The sequence below is a fragment of the Paraburkholderia solisilvae genome, assembly GCF_902859875.1.
In the GTDB taxonomy this organism is placed as follows: domain Bacteria; phylum Pseudomonadota; class Gammaproteobacteria; order Burkholderiales; family Burkholderiaceae; genus Paraburkholderia; species Paraburkholderia solisilvae.
Map to the genome: position 1 here is coordinate 137,571 of NZ_CADIKF010000005.1, position 19,701 is coordinate 157,271.

Consider the following 19,701-nt stretch of genomic DNA (forward strand, 5'->3'; position numbering starts at 1 on the left):
GCGTGCACGCGGTTCCTGCCGGCGGGGTGCCGATGGGGTAAGCTGAACACTCGCCGCGACAGACGGCAACCCCAAAAAAGGATACAGGAGGCGACATGCGCAAGCTCCGCTCGCAGAGCTGGTTCGGCAGGGACGACAAAGATGGTTTCATCCACCGTTCTTGGATGAAAAATCAGGGTATTCCGCATGACGAATTCGATGGCCGCCCGGTGATCGGCATCTGTAATACGTGGTCCGAACTCACCCCATGCAACGCGCATTTCCGCGAACTGGCCGACTATGTGAAGCGCGGCGTGCGCGAAGCCGGCGGCTTGCCGCTCGAATTCCCGGTGATGTCGCTCGGTGAAACGAATCTGCGCCCGACCGCGATGCTGTTTCGCAATCTCGCGTCGATGGATGTCGAAGAGTCGATTCGCGGCAATCCGATCGACGGCGTGATCCTGCTGGTCGGCTGCGACAAGACGACGCCCGCGCTGTTGATGGGCGCCGCGTCATGCAATCTGCCCGCGCTCGCGGTGTCCGGCGGTCCGATGCTGAACGGCCGCTTTCGTGGCGGCACGCTCGGCTCGGGCACGGGCGTCTGGCAAATGTCCGAGGAGGTGCGGGCCGGCACGATGACGCAGCAGGAGTTTGTCGAGGCCGAATCGTGCATGAACCGCTCGCGCGGCCACTGCATGACAATGGGCACCGCGTCGACGATGGCGTCGATGGTCGAATCGCTCGGCATGGGGCTGCCGCACAATGCGGCCATCCCGGCGGTCGACGCGCGCCGTCAGGTGCTCGCGCATATGGCCGGGCGCCGTATCGTCGACATGGTGCGCGACGACCTGACCATGGATAAAATCCTGACCCGTCAGGCATTCGAAAACGCGATTCGCACGAATGCGGCAATCGGCGGCTCGACCAATGCGGTTGTGCATCTGATCGCGCTCGCGAAACGCATCGGCGTCGAGCTGACGCTCGAAGACTGGGAACTCGGCTCCGAGGTGCCGTGTCTCGTGAATCTGCAGCCGTCCGGCGAATTCCTGATGGAAGACTTCTATTACGCCGGCGGTTTGCCCGCGGTATTGCGTCAACTGGGCGAACAGGGGCTGCTGCATCGCGATGCACTGACGGTGAACGGCAAGACGATCTGGGACAACGTGAGCGACGCCGCGAACTACAACCAGCAGGTCATCACGACGTTCGCCGAGCCGTTCAAGCCGCACGCGGGCATTGCGGTGCTCAAGGGCAACCTCGCGCCGAACGGCGCGGTGATCAAGCCGTCGGCCGCTACCGCGTCGCTGCTCAAGCATCGCGGCCGCGCGGTGGTGTTCGAGAACGTCGAGGAGTTGCATGAAAAGATCGACGACGATTCACTCGATATCGACGAACACTGTGTGATGGTATTGAAGGGCGCGGGCCCGAAAGGCTACCCGGGTTTTGCGGAAGTCGGCAATATGCCGCTGCCGAAGAAGGTGCTGCAAAAAGGCATTACCGATATGGTGCGTATCTCCGACGGGCGCATGAGCGGCACCGCGTACGGCGCGGTGGTGTTGCACGTGTCGCCGGAGGCCGCCGCGGGCGGGCCGCTCGCGCTGGTGCGCACCGGCGACATGATCGAACTCGACGTGGGGGCGCGCCGGCTGCATCTGGACGTCTCCGACGAGGAACTCGCCCGCCGTCGCGCGCAATGGCAGGCGCCCGAATTGCCGCAGCGCGGCTATTACCGGCTGTATGTCGAGCACGTGTTGCAGGCGGACCAGGGCGCGGACCTCGATTTTCTGGTCGGTTCGAGCGGCGCACCGGTGCCGCGCGAATCGCATTGAGCGCGACGCGCGATGAGCACCGCTGGAACATTGTCTGCGCCGGCCGGCATGTGGCCTGTGCTGTACGCGTACTTCGACGCGCAGAACCGGCTCGATCGCGACATGATGCGCCGGCAGGTCGACGCGACGATCGAAGCCGGTGCGAGCGGCGTGGTCATTCTCGGTCTGGCTACCGAGGTGAACCGTCTGTCGCTCGCAGAGAAGCAGTGCGTCATCGACTGGGCGGCGGCGGATATTGCATTGCGTGTGCCGCTCGCGGTAACGGTCACCGGCGATACGGTGGATGCGCAGGTTGCGTTGGCCGATTACGCGGCCGATCGCGGCGCAACAGGTCTGATTTTGCAACCGCCTTCGATGCGCGGCCGGCCGGAATCGTTCTATTTCGATTTCTTTGCGGCGGTCATGCAACGCACGCGCTTGCCGGCCGGTATCCAGAACGCGCCCGAGTATCTCGGCGTCGGCCTGTCCACACAATCGGTCGTTGCGCTTGCCGCCCAATGCCCGCAGTTTCGCTGGCTGAAGGGCGAGGGGCCCGCCGTCACGATTCAGACGACCATCGAACGTCTGCGCGCGCTGGGCAAACCTTGGGCGGTGTTTAACGGCAGAGGCGGGCAGGAACTCGTCGACAATCTGCGTGCAGGTTGTGCGGGACTGATTGTCGCGCCGGATACGTTCGACTGGCAGGCCGCAATTTATCAGGCGTTTGCAGCGGGCGATGCCGCACGTGCAGAACGCTTGTACGCGCAACTATTGCCCACAATCGTGTTCGTGATGCAATCGCTGGACACGCTGACCTGTTACGGCAAGCGCATCGCCGCGTGGCGGATGGGCGCGGACGTGGCGCACGATCGCGGCATCGCGCCGACACCGTTCGGACTCGAGTGTGCGCGGCGTTTCGCGGCAAGCCTCGGGGCGTTCGGTGACCGGCGGCAGGCGCGCCCGTAGTGTGCTGCTGTGGTGTGCCGCTGTAGTGAGCAGTGGTAATGTGCTGCGGTAGTGTGCTGTGGTAGTGTGCCGCAACCGCTCCGTCAAAAAGCTGCGTGTCAAACCCCTCGTATCGCAAACGTATCCGCATATCCCACCGGATCCGTACCATCCCACACGCGGCCATCGATCAACACCTGCGAAGCACGATTGTCCGGCACCGGCACACCGACGTTGTGCGCCGCTTCACGATACAGCGCCGTCTGGTTGATCTGCGCGGCCATTGCCGCATAGTCGTCACGTCTGTCAATCATTCCCCAGCGCTGATACTGCGTGAGAAACCACACGCCATCATCGGGCCGCGGGTAGTTTACGTGGCCGCCGGCGAAGAAACGCACCGGCAAACGCGTGGCATGCACCGGCTCGCCCTGCAGGCGCGGTGCGATCATGTCGGCGGGCACGCCGATGAATTCGGGCTGCGCGAGCCGCCGCGCGATTTCTTCGCCATGACGGTCTTCATCGAGCCAGCGGCACGCTTCGAGCATCGTCTGCACGAGTGCGCGCGATGTGTTCGGATAGCGGCTCACGAAATCGCGCCGGCATGCGAGCACTTTCTCCGGATGGTCCGGCCAGATCTCGCTGCTATACACAACCGTCGCACCGACCCCTCGAGCCTGCGCAACCGCATTCCACGGCTCGCCGACGCACAGGCCGTCGAGCCGGTCCTGCGCAAGCGCGTCGACCATCTGCGGTGGTGGAATCACGACGCTTTCGATGTCGCGCAGCGGGTGGACGTGTTGTGCGGCGAGCCAGTAGTAGAGCCACATCGCGTGCGTGCCGGTCGGGAAGGTCTGCGCGAAGACCGGCTTGCGGCCGAGCGTCGCCAGCGCTTGCGGCAGCGTGCCGCATTCGGCGAGCGCTTCGGTCAGGCGGCGCGACAGCGTGATCGCCTGGCCGTTGCGGTTCAGCACCATCAGCACGGCCATGTCGTGTTGCGGGCCGCCGAGGCCCAACTGCACGCCGTACACGAGCCCATACAACGCATGCGCGGCGTCGAGGTCGCCTGAGATCAGCTTGTCGCGCACGGCGGCCCACGACGGCTGCCGCACGAGTTCGAGCGTGAGCCCGTGCGCATGGCCGAATTCGTAGAGCTTCGCGGCTACCAGCGGCGCGGCGTCGCTGAGCGCGACAAATCCGAGCCGCAGATGCGTCTTTTCGAGGCCGCCGCTTGCGGGGCGCGCAGCGGCCGGTGCGGGGGAGTGTGCAGATTGAGTCATAAGCAGCCCATCATGGCGGCAAACCCGCCGACGCGACGATCTGGCGCGCGACGTCGACAAGTTTGATGCTCTGGTCCATCGCCCGTTTGCGCAGCGTCGCGTACGCGGCATGTTCGGTCATTTTCTGACGCTCCATCAGCACGCGTTTCGCGCGATCGATCAGCTTGCGTTCGGCGAGTTCGTTTTCGGCCTGCGCGAGCCGTTCGCGCAGTTGCGATTCCTGCGCGAAGCGCGCGAGCGCCACTTCGAGAATAGGCGCGAGGCGCTCGGTCGCGAGGCCTTCGACGAGGTAAGCGGTCACGCCCGCGCCGACCGCATCGCGAATCAGCTGCTGGTTCGCGTCGTTGCTGAACATCAGCACCGGGCGCGGCGCGGTCGCGTTCATGACCGCGAGCTGCTCGAGCGTATCGCGCGAAGGCGACTCGGTATCGATGATGATCACGTCGGGCCGCTCGCTTTCGACGCTCCGGTGCAGCGCCTGCGGCGTCGCCGTGCCGGCCAGCATCTCGTAGCCGAGCTGCGCGAGCGTTTCGCGCAACTCGCCTATCGGCTTGTCGGTGTCGGTGACGAGCAGTACACGCAGCATGGTCTTCCAGTTCGATTCTTCAGCAGGGCAGGGAGCGCTTCGCGCGCGTCGCGTCAGCCGGCGACCGCGGCGGTGTCGACGAGCCGTTTCAGTTCCGGCACGCACGACCCGCACACGGTGCCGCAGCCGAGCGTCGCCTTCAGCTCGGCGACGCTCGCGCCGTTCGCGATCGCTTCGTTGATGCGGGACGCTTTCACCTGCATGCAACTGCACACGACCCGATCGCGCACCGCGGGCTCGACGCGCAGCGCCGCGAAGGCGGCAAAGCGCGGACCGGTCCACGGTTTCGCGTCGCGCAATTTTGCCAGCAATGCGGCGCCGTTGGCAGTGTCGCCGGCCAGCACGAAGCCGTCGATCACGTTGTCGCGCCAGATCGCCCGCTTGTCAAGCCCGCGCCGCGCGTCGCGGTACTCGAGCGTGTCGTCGCCGGACGGCATCCCGAGCGCTGCATAGACGCGCTCGATCCAGCCTTGCGGCGCGCCGGTGTGCGCGGCGCGCAGGATCACGAGATCGTCCGCGTCGAACGTGACCGATGCGTACGCGCACTCCTTCAGCAGCGGTTGCAGCGTCGCCTGCAGCGCCAGCGCGTCGCCGCGCCGCGCCGCGATCATGCGCCACGGCAGGTCCGCGCGCTCGACGCGCACCGCCGCATGCTTCAGTTCCGGCTGCTTCGAGTGCGGGTCGACCGCGCCATACGTCGTTTCGTTGATGCCGCCGCTCGCGGCGAATTGCCCGTTCCAGTGCATCGCGGCGAATAGCGAGCCGGATTGCACGTCGTCCGACACCTGCAGCGGCAGGACCAGCGCGCCGCGCCGGCTCTTCACCTGCACCAGGTCGCCTTCGGCCAGACCGCGCCGCGCGGCATCGCCCGGGTGCATCGTCAACCCCGGCTCCGGCGCATGCGAGAACAGCTTCGCGACGCGGCCCGTGCGGCTCATGCCATGCCACTGGTCGCGCAGCCGCCCGGTGGTCAGACGGAACGGGAACCGCGCGTTGACCTCGTCGGCGACGGGCAGGTATTGCGTCGCATGAAAGCGCGCGCGGCCGTCCGCGGTGGCGAACTGCCCATCGGTGTAACGGCGCGCGGCGCCGCCCGCGGCGCCGGCCGGGAACGGCCACTGCTGCGGACCGGCCGCGTCGAGCAGCGCGTAGCTGATGCCGCCGATATCGAGGTCGCGGCCCGCGGTCAACGCGCGATGTTCGTCGAAGACCGCTTCGGTCGTCTCGAAGCCGAACCTCGGCGCTTCGCGTTCGAGCCGCTTCGCGATGCGGCGCGCCACTTCGTTCGCGATCCACCAGTCGGGCTTCGCGTCGCCGGCGGGCGCGACCGCGGCGCGCACGCGCGTGATGCGCCGCTCCGAATTGGTGACCGTGCCGGCCTTTTCGCCCCAGCTCGCGGCGGGCAGCAGCACGTCCGCGTACGGCACCGTATCGGTTTGCATGAATGCGTCCTGCACGACGACGAATTCGGCCGTGTCGAGCGCTTCGCGTACCTTCGCGATGTCCGGCATCGAATGCACGGGGTTCGTGCACACAATCCAGATCGCCTTGATCTTGCCGCTGCGCACCGCCTCGAACATGTCGACCGCGGGCAGGCCCGGGGCGGCCGACAGACGCGCGGCGTCGGCGAGGCCCCAGAAACGCGCGACTTCTTCGCGGTGCGCGGCATTGCCGATCTCGCGATGCGCGGCGAGCATCGTCGCCATCCCGCCGACTTCGCGGCCGCCCATCGCATTCGGCTGGCCCGTGAGCGAAAACGGTCCGGCGCCGGGGCGGCCGATCTGCCGCGTCGCGAGATGCAGGTTGATCAGCGCGAGATTCTTGTCGGTGCCGTGGCTCGACTGGTTCAATCCCATGCAATACAGCGACAGCGCAGCGGGGCTTGCGCCGAACCATTCGGCTGCCTGCAGCAGGTCGCGCTCGGCAATGCCGCACAGCTCGGCCGCCACACGCGGCGTGAATTCGCGCACGAGCGCCTTGAGCTCGGCGAAACCGCTTGTGTGCGCATCGATATACGCGCGATCGATCAGGCCTTCCCAGATCAGGTGATGCAACATCCCGTTGAAGAGCGCGACATCGGTGCCGGGCGCGATCGCGAGATGCAGGTCGGCCATCGCGGCGGTATCGGTGCGCCGCGGATCGACGACGATCCAGCGGATTGCCGGGTTCGCGGCCTTCGCCGCTTCGAGCCGGCGAAACAGGACCGGATGCGCCCACGCCATATTGCTGCCGGCGAACATGACGGTGTGCGCCTGTTCGAGATCTTCGTAGCAGGTCGGCGGTCCGTCCGCGCCGAGCGCCATCTTGTACGCGCTCACCGCGCTCGACATGCACAGGCGCGAGTTCGTATCGATGTTGTTGGTGCCGACGAGGCCCTTCGCGAGTTTGTTGAAGACGTAATAGTCTTCGGTCAGCAACTGGCCGGACGCGTAGAACGCGACCGTATCGGGCCCGTGTTCGGTGACGATATCGGCGAAGCGCTGTGCAACCGTATCGAGCGCTTCGGACCACGGCACGTCGCGGCGCGGCTCGTCGCGCCGCGTGCGCAGTTGCGGCTGAAGGATGCGGCCGGTCTGGCTGCGAGCGCTGTCGGCCAGCGCCATGCCTTTGCTGCACAGCTTGCCGAAATTGGCCGGGTGCTCGGGGTCGCCCTGTACGCCGGTGATGCGTCCGTTCTCCGCTTCGATCAGCACGCCGCAGCCGACGCCGCAATAACAGCAGGTGGAACGGGTGACAGTTTTCATCCAGCCTCCTTAGCGCAACACGCAGGACAGCACGGCGCGCAATGCGATGGGCCGTGCCGCCCGCGGGTGCCGCGCGCCACTACTCGAGACACAGATAGACTGCGCCGTCCTCGTCGACACGCACCGGAAAGTGGCGCGCGCAACCTTCGTCTGGCGCTTTCGCGACGCCGCTCGCAAGGTCGATGTTCCACGCGTGCAGCGGGCACGTGACGCTCTCGCCGTGCACGATGCCGAGCGACAGCGCGCCGCCCTTGTGCGGGCAGCGGTCGAGCAGCGCAAACACGTTGTCCTGCGCGGTGCGGAACAGCGCGATATTGCCGTCCGCGCGTTCGAGCACACGGCTGCCGAGCGGCGGAATGTCGGCGACGGTGCAGATGCGCGTCCACGCGCGGGTCACTTGCATATCCATGGTTCTATCCTTTCACCGGAGACGTCAGGCCACGACTTTGAGCGGGATGTATTCGTTCTTCTGCATGCCGCCGATGCGTGCTTCCCATGGGTCGGGCAGGCCTTCGAGCGAATAGAGCAGCCGTTCGTACAGCGCCTTGCGGTTCGCCGCATCGTCGACCACTTTCTGCTTCACGTAGTCGAGCCCGACGCGTGCGATGTAGTGCACGGTGCGGTCGAGGTAATACGCTTCCTCGCGATAGAGCTGGATAAAGGCGCCGCTGTACTCCTTCACTTCGTCGGGCGTTTTCACCTTGACGAGGAATTGCGCGACCTCGGTCTTGATGCCGCCGTTGCCGCCGACATACAACTCCCAGCCGCTCTCCACCGCGATCACGCCGACGTCCTTGATGCCGGCTTCCGCGCAGTTGCGCGGGCAGCCGGACACCGCGAGCTTGGTCTTGTGCGGCGCCCACATATTCGCGAGCATCGTCTCGAGATCGATACCCATCTGCGTGCTGTTCTGCGTGCCGAAGCGGCAGAACTCGCTGCCCACGCAGGTTTTCACGGTGCGGATCGATTTGCCGTAGCCGTGGCCGGACTTCATGCCGAGGTCCTTCCACACGTTCGGCAGGTCTTCCTTTTTGATGCCGAACAGGTCGATACGCTGGCCGCCGGTCACCTTCACCATCGGCACGTTGTATTTGTCGGCGACGTCCGCGATGCGGCGCAACTCGGCTGAGTTCGTCACGCCGCCTTTCATCTGCGGGATTACCGAGAACGTGTTGTCCTTCTGGATGTTCGCGTGCACGCGCTCGTTGACGAAGCGGCTTTGCGGATCGTCGACCGCCTCGCGCGGCCACGTCGACAGCAGGTAGTAGTTGATCGCCGGCCGGCACGTCGCGCAGCCGTTCGGCGTGCGCCATTCGAGAAAGTCGTAGACCTCGCGGTGAGTGAGCAGATGATGGTCGCGAATCGCCTTGCGCACTTCGGCGTGGTTGCGGTCCGTACAGCCGCAGACGGCTTTCGTCTTCGGCGGTTCCTGGAAGTTCGCGCCGACCGTGCTCATCAGGATCTGCTCGACAAGACCGGTGCACGAACCGCATGAGCTCGACGCTTTCGTATGCTTCTTCACGTCGTCGAGCGTAAACAGGCCCTTTTCGGTAATCGCTTTGACGATCGTGCCTTTGCAGACGCCGTTGCAGCCGCACACTTCATCGGTGTCGGCCATCGCGGCGGCGCGGCTTTGTCCTTGCACGCCCGCGTCGCCGACGCTCGATTCGCCGAACATGATGTGATCGCGCAACTCGCCGAGCTTGCGGCCTTCGCGCAGCAGCTTGAAGTACCACGCACCGTCGGCGGTGTCGCCATACAGGCACGCGCCGACCAGTTGATCGTCCTTGATCACGAGCTTCTTGTAGACGCCGCCCGCCGGGTCCGACAGCACGATTTCCTCGGTGCCGTCGCTGCCCATGAAATCGCCGGCCGAGAACAGGTCGATGCCGGTCACCTTCAGCTTGGTCGACAGCACCGAGCCCTTGTAGCTGCCGATGCCCATCAGCGCGAGATGGTTCGCGGCGACTTTCGCCTGCTCGAAGAGCGGCGCGACGAGGCCGTAGGCGATGCCGCGATGGCTCACGCATTCGCCGACCGCATAGATGCGCGGATCGTAAGTCTGCAGCGCGTCGCTCACGACGATGCCGCGATTGCAGTGCAGGCCGGCCGCTTCGGCGAGCGCGGTGTTCGGGCGGATGCCCGCAGCCATCACGACGAGATCGGTGGGAATCGCATCGCCGTCCTTGAAGATCACGCCGCTCACTTCGCCCGCCTCGTTGCCGACGATTTCCGCAGTCGACTTGCTGAGCAGAAACTTGAGTCCGCGCGCTTCGAGCGAGCGTTGCAGCAGCCTGCCCGCGGTCGCATCGAGCTGCCGCTCGAGCAGCGTGTCGGCGAGGTGCACGACGGTCACGTCCATGCCGCGCAGCTTCAGCCCGTTGGCCGCTTCGAGCCCGAGCAGGCCGCCGCCGATCACGACCGCATGGCGCTTCACGGCGGCTGCGTCGATCATCGATTGCGTGTCGTAGATGTCGCGGTACGTGATCACGCCTTTGAGCGTGTTGCCCGGCACCGGCAGGATGAACGGCGTCGAGCCGGTCGCGATCAGCAGGCGGTCGTACGGGACTTCGGTGCCGTCCGCGGCCACCACCTTGCGGCGCACGCGGTCGATCTTTTCGACCGACTTGCCCAGATGCAGGCGAATGGCGTTCTGCTCATACCACTCGAGCGGGTTGAGCACGATGTCGTTGAAGGTCTGCTCGCCGGCCAGCACCGGCGACAGCAGGATGCGGTCGTAGTTCGGATGGGGCTCGGCGCCGAAGACCGTGATGTCGTAATGATCGGGAGCGATCGTCAGCAATTCTTCAAGCGTGCGAATGCCGGCCATGCCGTTGCCGATGACGACGAGTCGGGGTTTGCTCATGATGTCCGTTCTGCCGAGGTATCGCGCAGCAGGTCACAGGAACCCGATGCGACGTACGTCGAACGCCATTGCCCGACCGGTATCGGCCGCCGTCCGCCAGGTGCGGTGAATTGCCGCGCGCGGACTGCCGCCAGGTGTTGCGCGGGCCGCCGCCGATGGCGTGACGCGTTCCCGCTCGATGCCGCCCTGCGTCTTTGCAGGGGACGATCGCTTAAAGCAACGGTCATGCCACTCGGCAACAAACGATGGAATCCTTGTCTGGCAACGGAATGCGCGCACTGCGAAGGGTTTTTGTATTGCACCGCAGCAGTGCGCGCGCGCATCGGTGCACCGCTTTAGCGCGATGGCGCGCCGATGCGACGCCATGATGCTTTCAATTTTCTTTCGTTTGGAATATTGGTGCGCCGAAGACGTTCTGGAAACCTATTGGCTCTCACGCAAGCACCGACCCCGGCGCGACAACAAGATGGACGACTTTATTGAAATCGCTGCGAGCCATGGCCAGGGTTTCACAGGCTATATCGCATTGCCCGGACACGATCGTGCGCCGGGCCTCGTGCTGCTGCACGATATCTTCGGCATCGACGATCATACGAAGCAGATGGCCCGGCGCTATGCCGAGGAAGGCTACGTGGTTGTCGTGCCCGACCTTTACTGGCGGCTCTCGCCGCGCGCGTCGTTCAGCCGGCACGGCGCCGACCTCGAGCGTGCGCACGAATTCGAGCGGCGGCTCGACCTCGAACATGCGGTCGACGACATCAACGCGACGTTCGAAGCGCTGCGCGAACATCCGGCGCAAGACGGCAAGGTCGGCGCGCTCGGCTTCGGGCTCGGCGGCAGCCTGGCGGTGCTCGCGGCGGCGCGCACCGACGTCGATTGTGCGGTCGGCTATGGCGGCGCGTCGCTGGAGGGCAGTCTTTCCGATGCGCGGTATCTGCGCTGCCCGTTTGTGTTGCATCTGGCCGGACGTGTCGCCTCGGCGAACGACGTGCTCGTGCGCGGCAAGATTCGCGCGGCGTTCGAATACCGGCCGGGTGTCACGGTTCACGAATACGAATGCGGGGAGTCGTTCACGGTGCCCGGTCCCGAGTTCGACCGGACTGCCGCGTCACTGTCGTATTCGCGCTCGTTGTCATTGCTCAAGAAGACGATGGGGCCGGTCTACGCGATCGAGCGCGTGTGGAAGCGGCACTCGTACCATAAGTACGTGACGCGCGACGCGGAAGCGGTGATGGACACGATGGTCGCCGACCCGTATTTCAACGACGTGCCGACGATGACGGGCGGGATCGGCAAGGAGTCGCTCAAGCGCTTCTATATCGAACAGTTCATGTACTCGTTTCCGCCGGATGCGCAGCATGTGCCGGTGTCGTTTACGGTCGGCGTCGACCGCATCGTCGACGAATTCGTGTTCAGCTGCACGCACACCTGCGAGATGCAATGGATGCTGCCGGGCGTCGAGCCGACCGGCAAGTACTTCGAAGTCGCGATGGTCGCGGTGATCTGTTTTCGCGGCGACAAGATCGACAATCTGCACGTGTATTGGGATCAGGCAACCGTGCTCGCGCAGCTCGGCCTGCTCGACCCGCGCGGATTGCCGGTGGTGGGCGTGGAGTCCGCACGCAAGGTGCTCGATATCTCGCGGGCGAGCGATTCGCTGATGCCGCGGATGAGCGGGCCGGACGACAAGCCGGATTGAGCGGGTTGAGCCGGTTGAGCGTGTGTGATTCGCTGTCCGTGGCGGCTTGCGCGAACCGCCAATAACGGATAGGATTGCAACGTTGAATTTGCTGGGGCGCCGGACCAGCTTTTCGTTACCCGGGCGAGCAAATTCATCGAGTTTCCAGGCCGCTCTCGAGCGGCCTTTCCTTTTTCTGCTTCTGTTCCCGTCTCGCAGGCGATATGTCGCCTTTGGGAATCACGGAGAACAGTTCCGCCTTCGGCTTGCGGGCGAGCAACTCAAGCACAGCCTCATCCCTGACCATCGACCCATAGCCGTCGGCGCGCAGTATCGTGCTTTGGACGATCGTCATTTTCGACGAGCCGTGAATGATCGACGTTTCCGCGAGCGAACTGCCGATCTGACATAAAACGTCGTCGACGCTGTAGCGATCCTTGACCACGCGGCTCTGATGCATATGACGTCCGACCAGCAGGATTTCCGGGTCGTCCAGACCCGGCAGCCCCACAGACAGCCGTAGCTTGCTGATGGCCCGGTGTTGATCGTCAGTGAGTCGACCGATGGCTATTGCCTTCACACGTTCGCCTTCGGCCACGCGACGCAAGTGCGCACAAATTTTGTCTTCGATATCGGGATAGAGCGGCATTGGTCGGTATGTCCAGGATGCCGCTCGCACATGACCGGCCATTGCGGAAGGGCAATGATATCGATGCGCGGACCTTGGCAACATCCCCCGATCGGATGTGTATTTCACGTCCCGGCCTGCTGGTGCGCACGGTGCGTTCGCGATGCAACGGGTTACGCCGCGCTCACGCCCGCTGGTTCCCTTGCCAACCTGCCAACCACATCCAGCCGCGCTTTGAATAGCGCAGTTCGACCGAAGCAAGCGGCGCGATTTCGATCTGCGTGAACGATGCGGCTGGCGCGCGCAGCACATGAATGAGCGCGGCACGCAGCACGGCTGCGTGGGTGATGGCCACCACGTTGAAGTCGGCCGGATGGCTCGCCGCAAGCGCGTCGAGCCATGCGCCGACGCGCGTCACGACGGCTTCGAACGATTCGCCGCCGGGCGGCGCCGCGGCGGGGTCGCGCAGCCACGCTTCGAGCGCCTGCGGCGCTTGCGCCGCGACGTCGGCGATACGTTGGCCCTCCCATGCGCCGTAATGTGTGTCGGCAAGTTCAGGGGCGATGGTCGCTGTGAGGCCGAACGCCAGTGCGGTATCGCGCGCACACGCCGCGGGACTCGTCAGCGCGTGCACGCGTTCGGCGTGCGAGCAGCCGGCCGGGAGGCGCCCGTGTTGCACATACGCTTGCGCTTGCGCGACGCCGCGCGCGTCGAGCGCTTCGTGCGCGCCGGCGAACGCCGCACGGCGTTGCGCGGCGGTCGATGCGTGGCTGATCAGCGATACACGTGTCTGCATGTCATTCCATTCGATGCGCCCGGCGCACTCATCGGCGAGCCGGGCGCGGCGTTTCAGGCGTCGCACAGTTTAGCGCGTAGAATAAACGCCACGCGAGGCGTGGAAGCCGGTGCAAGTCCGGCGCGGTCGCGCCACTGTAAACGGCCACTGGTTGGTCCGGAAGTCAGACCCAGGCTTCGCCATTTCTTCTTTCCAATCGTCTATCGGGGCGCGTAACCCCAGGGAGATGTCCGTCATGACTGACGCTGTTTTCAAATCGCTCGACGCGCTCGAGCCGGCTGCCGCACCCACCCCGATTCCGCTGCGCGAACTGCTGCCGTGGATCGTATTCGGCGGGCTCCTGTTGCTGCTCGCACTGTATTTCGTCGGGGCGGAAGAGGGCGCGACTTCGCTGATTCCGGGCATGTACGTGCACGAATTCGTTCACGACGGCCGCCATCTGCTTGGCTTCCCCTGCCACTGACGCAGGAGGCGAACCATGGTTGGTAAATTGCTGGTGCGCGGGATGCTCGCAGGCATCGCCGCGGGGTTGCTCACGTTCGGATTCGCCCGTGTGGCCGGCGAACCGCAGGTCAACCAGGCTATTTCATTCGAAGAGAAAGCAGACGCGGCGAAGGGCGAAGCACCCGAGCCGGAACTCGTGAGCCGTGGCACGCAGGCGGGCCTGGGTCTCGCGACCGGCGTCGTCGTGTATGGCGCGGCGATCGGCGGCCTGTTTTCGCTGACCTTCGCGTATCTGTATGGCCGCGTCGGCAAGCTGGGCGTACGCGCGCTGTCCGCATGGCTTGCGCTCGGCGCGTTTATCGCGGTCGCGATCGTGCCGGCCCTCAAGTATCCGCCCAATCCGCCGTCGGTCGGCGACCCTGAAACGATCGGCTACCGCACCGGACTCTACTTCCTGATGATCGCGATTTCGCTGACCGCGCTCGTGTTTTCGATGAAGGTGCGGCGTCACGCGGCGGCGCGCGTCGGTGCGTGGAACGGCGCGATCGTCGCGGGCGTGGTGTTCATCGCGATCATCGCCGCGGTGCAGGCCGGCCTGCCGGATATCAACGAGGTGCCGGCTGCTTTCCCCGCGGTCGTGCTGTGGAAATTCCGCGTGGCGGCGCTCGGCATGCAGGCGTTGCTGTGGGCGACGACCGGATTGCTGTTCGGCGCGCTCGCCGAACGCATGCAGCGCGTGCAACGTGCGGCGCAGGCGGAGCAGCGGCTCGCGGGCTGACGCCGCGGCCACCGCGTTAGACGGCCCGCGTGGTACTTGCGCGACGGCCGTCTTTCGCCTGATGCGCGCCGGCATAGGGCTGCGCGACCTGTTCGAGAAATCGCGCAAGACACGGGTTGCGATTCGCCGGCAGCCACACCAGCACCTGGGAAATCGACGGCGCGTTCACAAGCGGCTTGAACACGACGTTTGCCAGCTGCGCCCGCTGCATCGACGCGGGCACCAGCGCGACCCCCGCCCCTTCATCGACCAGACTCAATACGGTCTGCTGCAAACGCACCGCGAAGCGCACGTCAGGCTCGAAGCCGCCTGCGCGGCAGTGTTCGACGATCGTCGTGTGCAGCGCTTCGCTGACGTCCCGCACCGCGATCACGAACGGATCTGGCGCGAGCTGCGCGATGCGAAGCTGCCGCGCGCGTGCCAGTGGATGCCGGCGCGGCAGCGCGACGCACAGCGGCTCGGTCAGCACGGTGCGCGCGGCCAGCCCGTGGTGCAGCGCGCCGGACAGCATGATCGCCGCGTCGAGCTGCGCGCTGAGCACTTGCGGCGCGAGGTCGTTCGACACGATTTCCTGCAGGTTCAATTTGACGTCCGGAAAGGCCGCACTGTAGCTGCGCGCGTAAGTGGGCAGCACGCTGTACGCGGCGCACATCGTGAAGCCGATAGTCAGCTCGCCGCGCTCGCCGAGCACCGCGGCGCGCGCGTTGCGGCCCGCCTGGTCGAGCGCGGCGAGAATGGCCTTCGCGTCCGCGTAGAAGCGCGCGCCGGCGGCGGTCAGCGTGACGTTGCGCGAGTTGCGCTCGATCAGCGTGACGCCGAGCGACGCTTCGAGCGCCGCCAGCTGCCGGCTCAATGGCGGTTGTGACAGATTGAGCCGCGCGGCGGTGCGGCCGAAATGGCGCGTTTCGGCGAGCGCGACGAAGTAGCGGAGCGGCTTCACGTCGATCATGATGCGAACGATGCAAAAAAAGTATTGTTGAGAGATTCAATCAGCATTGGATTGTATCGTTGTTCAGGTTTACCCTGACGGGCTCTGTCCGCCCATTGCGCAACTGATGCTGTCCACGCTCGAAATCCTGCTTCCCGTCTTCGCGCTGATCTTCGCCGGCTTCGCTTGCCGGCGGCGCAATTTGCTCGGTCCCACTGCGGCTTCCGAACTGAACCGTTTCGTCGTGTGGCTCGCGCTGCCCGCGCTGCTGTTCGACACGATGGCGCATTCCACCTGGCGTCAGCTCGACCAGCCGGGCTTCGTCATGACGTTCTCCGTTGCGTGCGCCGCGGTGTTTCTGGGCGTGGTGGTGGTGCGGCTCGTGCAGGGACGGCATCTCGCGGACGCGAGCGTCGACGCGATCGCCGCGTCCTATCCGAACACCGGTTACATCGGCTTTCCGCTCGGAATGATCGTGTTCGGCAACGCCAGCCTCACGCCGACGACCATCGCGACGATCATCGTCGCGTGCGTGCTGTTCGCGTTCGCCATTGTGCTGATCGAGGTCGGCTTGCAGGCCGAGCGCGCGCCACACAAGCTCGGCCTGAAGGTGCTGCGTTCGCTTGCGAAAAATCCGCTGATCGTTTCGCCGATCGCCGGTGCGCTGGTGGCGAGCGCGCATTGGACGCTGCCGCACAGCGCCGAGACGTTTCTCAAGCTGTTGAGCGGCGCCGCCAGTCCCTGCGCGCTGGTGAGTCTCGGGCTCTTTCTCGCGGAGAAACGGCCGGCGGGCAACGGCCGGCGGACATCGCTCGTATTCACTGCGATCAAGCTCGTCGCGCAGCCCGCGTTCACGTGGTGGATGGCGGCACGCGTGTTCGCGCTGCCGGCCGACGCCGTCGATATGGCCGTGCTGCTTGCCGCACTGCCGACCGGCACGGGACCGTACATGCTCGCCGAGTTCTATCGACGCGAGGCGCACGTGACGTCGCAGACCATTCTCTATTCGACACTCGCGTCGCTCGTGACACTGTCGCTGCTGTTAGTGGTGATGCAGCGCCACGGCATATAGCATTTGCGGCGGCGCGGGCGTGCCGCCGGCGCCTGAACCGTCAGCCGAACAGTCAGCCGAACAGTCAGCCGAACAGTCAGCCGAACCGCTCCGCGCGATAGGGCCGTGGGTCGGTGAACGGTGCGGCGCCGGTGATCATCTCGGCGAGCAGCCGGCCCGTGACCGGCCCGAGCGTGAGCCCATGATGGTTGTGGCCGAACGCGAACCACAGACCCGGATGCCGCGGCGCGGGTCCGATCACCGGTCGCATATCCGGCGTGCAGGGCCGCATGCCGAGCCAGGGCGCCGCATCGAGCCGCTCACCGATGCCGAACGCCTCGCGTGCAAGCGGCTCGACGCGCGCGAGCTGAATGCCGGTAGGCGGCGCGCCGCGCAGCGCCAGCTCGGCGCCCGTGGTGACCCTCAGCCGGTTGTGTTCCATCGGCGCGACCACGTAACCGCGCTCGATATCGATGACGGGCATCGACAGCAGCGGGCGCGTCGGCCGGTAATGCATGTGATAACCGCGCTTCGCGCGCAACGGAATGCGATAGCCGAGCGGCGCGAACACTTTATCGGACCACGGGCCGAGCGCGACCACGACGTGTCGCGCGCTCAGCCGTCCGGACCGCGTGTCGACGGTCCATGCGCCGCCATCGGCGCGTAGCGTCGTCGCGTCGCCATTCACGAACGTGCCGCCGATGCTTTCGAACAGTCGCGCGTAACTTTTCACGAGGGCGCCGGGGCTGCGCACGCTTTTCGGATCGCGCCAGTGCAGAGCGCCGCACAGGCTTTCGCCGATGCCGGGCTCGCGCGCGCGCAACGCCGCGGCGTCGAGCGGTTCGACGCGCAGGCCGTGTACGCGTGCGGCAGCTTCGGCCGCCGCGCATTCGGCATCAAGCGCGGCCTGCGTGCGATAGGCCTCGACCCAGCCACCGTCGTGCACCAGATGAGCGGCGCCGGCGCGCGCGATCAACGCATCGTGTTCCGTGACGCACGCGCTGATGAGCGGCAGCATGTCGCGCGCGGCGGCCGCGTGGCGCCGCGGCGCGGATTCCCACCAGTAGCGCATCAGCCATCCGGCGTATGCCGGCAGCGCCTTGTAGTCCCAATAGAGATCGGTCGACTGGTTGCGCGCGTAGCGCAACAGGGTGCGCAGGGTGCGTGGAAAGCCGTACGGAACGATCGATGAACGCTCGATCAGCCCCGCGTTGCCGAAGCTCGTTTCTTCGCCGGGGCCACGCTGATCGACCAGCGCGACCCGTAGCGCCCGATCCTGCAGATGCACAGCCGATGAGACACCGACAATGCCGGCGCCCAGAACGATCACGTCGAAGTCCATGCTGGGGTGCTTGTTGTGGAGTGGGTGGAGCGGAGTTCGAACGGCTGCGATGCTGGCCTGCCGACGATTATAGGGGGAGCGTCCGCGTCGAATCGCTTTTCAGAGTTTTCGTATGGTCAGCATGCAGGTGTGATGTGCGAGCATGCGGATCGCCGTGCTCACGCCGCGAACGCAAGCGGCTCATATCTGCTGCACGCCCGATACCTCGATCACGAGGTCGCTTTCGGCGATTGCCACGCAGGGCAAGATATAGCCTTCCGCTTTTTCCTCGGCGCTGACGCCGGGCCATTCGATCTGATAGCGCACGCGGCCCGCGGTCATCTTGCACAGACAGGTGCGGCATGTGCCGTTGCGGCAGGAGCGCGGCAGCCGCAGGCCGGCGAAGCTAGCCGCTTCGAGTACGGTCAACGAGTCGGGTGCTTCGAACGTGCGGCCGAGAGGCTGGATGAGCACGGTAAACGCGGCGTCGGGCTCGGTCATGGCAATCGGCTCAATCGGCATGGTGAAAGATACGGTGAACGGGTGTCGCAAAGCGTAGCCGAGTTTAACGCGCGGCGTCGCGCGGCACGTGCTCCGCACCCGCAGGCGGGATGCGCATTCACGACATCGACACACCCAGCAGACGGCCGACCCCAAACGTAAACGCGGCTGCGATCAGACCGATCGCAATCTGCCGCCATGCCGAAAACGCGGCGCTTCGCCCGTTGAAAAGCGATGTGAACACGCCGACCGCCGCCAGTCCTAACGCGCTCAACGCCACGCACTGCGCAATCGCCGCACCGCCGCGAGTCCACAGAAACGGCGCCACCGGGAACACCGCGCCCAGCGAGAACAGGCAAAACGACACACCGGCCGCCGACCACGGGTTGCCGCCGAGTTGCGCCGGGTCGATGCCCAGTTCCTCGCGCGTGAGCGTGTCGAGCGCTTTCTGTTTGTCATGCATGATTTGTGCGGCGACGCGTTGCGCTTCCGCCGGGTCGATGCCTTTCGCCTCGTAAATCAACGCGAGCTCGCGGCGCTCCGCGTCCGGCGCGTGCTCGATTTCGTCCGCTTCCTTCGCGATTTGCGTACGCGCGAGTTCGCGTGCGTTCGTTACCGACAGCCATTCGCCGAGCGCCATCGAGCACGCGCCGGCGATCAACCCCGCAAGCCCGGTCAGCAGGATTGCCTTGTTGCTTGTACCGGCGCCCGCGATGCCCATCATCAGGCAGAAGTTCGACACGAGTCCGTCGTTTGCGCCGAGCACCGCGGCCCGCAGATCGTTGCCCGACGCGATGCCCTTGTGCCATGCCTCCGCCTCGACCGCCGGCCGTGCGGCAGACGGCGCACGGTGCCGGCGCGCGCGCACGGCGAGCAGCGACTTGGCGCGCTGCAGGTCTTCTGCGACCACCGCCTGCATAACGGCCGCGTGACGCTGTTCGTCGGCGGAAAGCTGAGCGGCATCGGGCTGATGCGCATATTTGTCGCGGTCCGCGGTTTCGGCTGCCGCGAGCGCCGGCAGCACGAACGACGGTCCGAGCGTGTGGATCAGGCCGCGCATCAGATGGGTTTTCGCGCTCAGACGGTGCGCGCGCACGTGCACGCCGCTTGCCTGGAGTTTGTCGAGCCAGATGTTCGCGTGCTCGCGTTCCGAGTTGGCCAGCTGTGCGAAGACGGCGCGGCGTGCCGGTTCTTTTTCGACGCGCGCAAGGGTGTCATACAACGCGGCGCTGTCGAGTTCGTCGGCGAGGTTGGTGCGGAATCGTTTGAGTTCGTGACGCGTGGCCATTGCTGAGCGCGTATGTGGGGTGTATTCCGAAGCTTAACCCGGGAGCGCGACAGAAGTTGCCGGCGGCAGGATGGATGATGTTG

At 65.6% G+C, this 19,701-nt stretch carries 17 protein-coding genes and 1 riboswitch; of the genes, 6 read left to right on the top strand and 11 right to left on the bottom strand.

Annotated elements, in window-relative coordinates:
• Nucleotides 1-95: 95 nt before the first annotated feature.
• Together HV675_RS05410 and HV675_RS05415 are read left to right on the top strand one after the other, a co-directional pair.
• On the top strand, nucleotides 96-1,808 hold the full coding sequence (locus tag HV675_RS05410) for an IlvD/Edd family dehydratase (protein WP_175109758.1): 1,713 nt from the start codon (nucleotides 96-98) through the stop codon (nucleotides 1,806-1,808).
• Between the two features lie 12 nt (nucleotides 1,809-1,820).
• Nucleotides 1,821-2,753, top strand: coding sequence for a dihydrodipicolinate synthase family protein (locus HV675_RS05415; protein ID WP_246270106.1), 933 nt, complete (start codon nucleotides 1,821-1,823; stop codon nucleotides 2,751-2,753).
• 98 nt (nucleotides 2,754-2,851) lie between these two features.
• On the opposite strand, the gene HV675_RS05420 is transcribed toward HV675_RS05415, so the two are convergent.
• From HV675_RS05420 to nirB, 5 genes are all read right to left on the bottom strand, one after another.
• Nucleotides 2,852-4,009: a CmpA/NrtA family ABC transporter substrate-binding protein gene (locus tag HV675_RS05420; protein WP_175109759.1), complete on the bottom strand. Its 1,158-nt coding sequence runs from the start codon at nucleotides 4,007-4,009 to the stop codon at nucleotides 2,852-2,854.
• A gap of 10 nt (nucleotides 4,010-4,019) precedes the next feature.
• A complete protein-coding gene (locus HV675_RS05425) occupies nucleotides 4,020-4,595 on the bottom strand; it encodes an ANTAR domain-containing response regulator (protein ID WP_175109760.1) in 576 nt (191 codons plus the stop codon).
• Between the two features lie 53 nt (nucleotides 4,596-4,648).
• Nucleotides 4,649-7,339: a nitrate reductase gene (locus HV675_RS05430; RefSeq protein WP_175109761.1), complete on the bottom strand. Its 2,691-nt coding sequence runs from the start codon at nucleotides 7,337-7,339 to the stop codon at nucleotides 4,649-4,651.
• A 79-nt stretch (nucleotides 7,340-7,418) separates the two neighbouring features.
• Entirely contained in the window at nucleotides 7,419-7,742 is a 324-nt protein-coding gene (gene nirD / locus HV675_RS05435) for a nitrite reductase small subunit NirD (protein WP_175109798.1), read from the bottom strand.
• Nucleotides 7,743-7,772: 30 nt separating this feature from the next.
• On the bottom strand, nucleotides 7,773-10,205 hold the full coding sequence (nirB, locus tag HV675_RS05440) for a nitrite reductase large subunit NirB (protein ID WP_175109762.1): 2,433 nt from the start codon (nucleotides 10,203-10,205) through the stop codon (nucleotides 7,773-7,775).
• A gap of 466 nt (nucleotides 10,206-10,671) precedes the next feature.
• Between nirB and HV675_RS05445 the strand changes: the two genes are divergently transcribed.
• Nucleotides 10,672-11,904: a dienelactone hydrolase family protein gene (locus HV675_RS05445; RefSeq protein WP_175109763.1), complete on the top strand. Its 1,233-nt coding sequence runs from the start codon at nucleotides 10,672-10,674 to the stop codon at nucleotides 11,902-11,904.
• A 133-nt stretch (nucleotides 11,905-12,037) separates the two neighbouring features.
• Here HV675_RS05445 and HV675_RS05450 read toward each other — a convergent pair whose 3' ends face one another.
• Both HV675_RS05450 and HV675_RS05455 read right to left on the bottom strand, forming a co-directional pair.
• Nucleotides 12,038-12,532, bottom strand: a complete 495-nt coding sequence (locus HV675_RS05450) for a hypothetical protein (protein WP_175109764.1) — start codon at nucleotides 12,530-12,532, stop codon at nucleotides 12,038-12,040.
• Between the two features lie 163 nt (nucleotides 12,533-12,695).
• Nucleotides 12,696-13,307: a histidine phosphatase family protein gene (locus HV675_RS05455; RefSeq protein WP_175109765.1), complete on the bottom strand. Its 612-nt coding sequence runs from the start codon at nucleotides 13,305-13,307 to the stop codon at nucleotides 12,696-12,698.
• Nucleotides 13,308-13,360: 53 nt separating this feature from the next.
• A riboswitch (cobalamin riboswitch) is annotated at nucleotides 13,361-13,500 on the top strand.
• 42 nt (nucleotides 13,501-13,542) lie between these two features.
• Here HV675_RS05455 and HV675_RS05460 point away from each other — a divergent pair.
• Together HV675_RS05460 and HV675_RS05465 are read left to right on the top strand one after the other, a co-directional pair.
• The gene (locus tag HV675_RS05460; protein WP_175109766.1) at nucleotides 13,543-13,770 is read left to right on the top strand and encodes a CbtB domain-containing protein; all 228 of its coding nucleotides are present in this window, start codon (nucleotides 13,543-13,545) and stop codon (nucleotides 13,768-13,770) included.
• A 15-nt stretch (nucleotides 13,771-13,785) separates the two neighbouring features.
• The gene (locus HV675_RS05465; RefSeq protein ID WP_175109767.1) at nucleotides 13,786-14,529 is read left to right on the top strand and encodes a CbtA family protein; all 744 of its coding nucleotides are present in this window, start codon (nucleotides 13,786-13,788) and stop codon (nucleotides 14,527-14,529) included.
• Between the two features lie 16 nt (nucleotides 14,530-14,545).
• On the opposite strand, the gene HV675_RS05470 is transcribed toward HV675_RS05465, so the two are convergent.
• On the bottom strand, nucleotides 14,546-15,478 hold the full coding sequence (locus HV675_RS05470; RefSeq protein ID WP_175109768.1) for a LysR family transcriptional regulator: 933 nt from the start codon (nucleotides 15,476-15,478) through the stop codon (nucleotides 14,546-14,548).
• A 106-nt stretch (nucleotides 15,479-15,584) separates the two neighbouring features.
• Between HV675_RS05470 and HV675_RS05475 the strand changes: the two genes are divergently transcribed.
• Nucleotides 15,585-16,529: an AEC family transporter gene (locus HV675_RS05475; RefSeq protein ID WP_175109769.1), complete on the top strand. Its 945-nt coding sequence runs from the start codon at nucleotides 15,585-15,587 to the stop codon at nucleotides 16,527-16,529.
• A 76-nt stretch (nucleotides 16,530-16,605) separates the two neighbouring features.
• On the opposite strand, the gene HV675_RS05480 is transcribed toward HV675_RS05475, so the two are convergent.
• From HV675_RS05480 to HV675_RS05490, 3 genes are all read right to left on the bottom strand, one after another.
• On the bottom strand, nucleotides 16,606-17,850 hold the full coding sequence (locus HV675_RS05480) for an NAD(P)/FAD-dependent oxidoreductase (RefSeq protein ID WP_175109770.1): 1,245 nt from the start codon (nucleotides 17,848-17,850) through the stop codon (nucleotides 16,606-16,608).
• Between the two features lie 180 nt (nucleotides 17,851-18,030).
• On the bottom strand, nucleotides 18,031-18,330 hold the full coding sequence (locus HV675_RS05485) for a 2Fe-2S iron-sulfur cluster-binding protein (protein ID WP_175109771.1): 300 nt from the start codon (nucleotides 18,328-18,330) through the stop codon (nucleotides 18,031-18,033).
• Nucleotides 18,331-18,448: 118 nt separating this feature from the next.
• Nucleotides 18,449-19,618 carry a VIT1/CCC1 transporter family protein gene (locus tag HV675_RS05490; protein WP_175109772.1) on the bottom strand — a complete coding sequence of 390 codons (1,170 nt, stop codon included), beginning with the start codon at nucleotides 19,616-19,618 and terminating at the stop codon, nucleotides 18,449-18,451.
• Nucleotides 19,619-19,701: the final 83 nt, after the last annotated feature.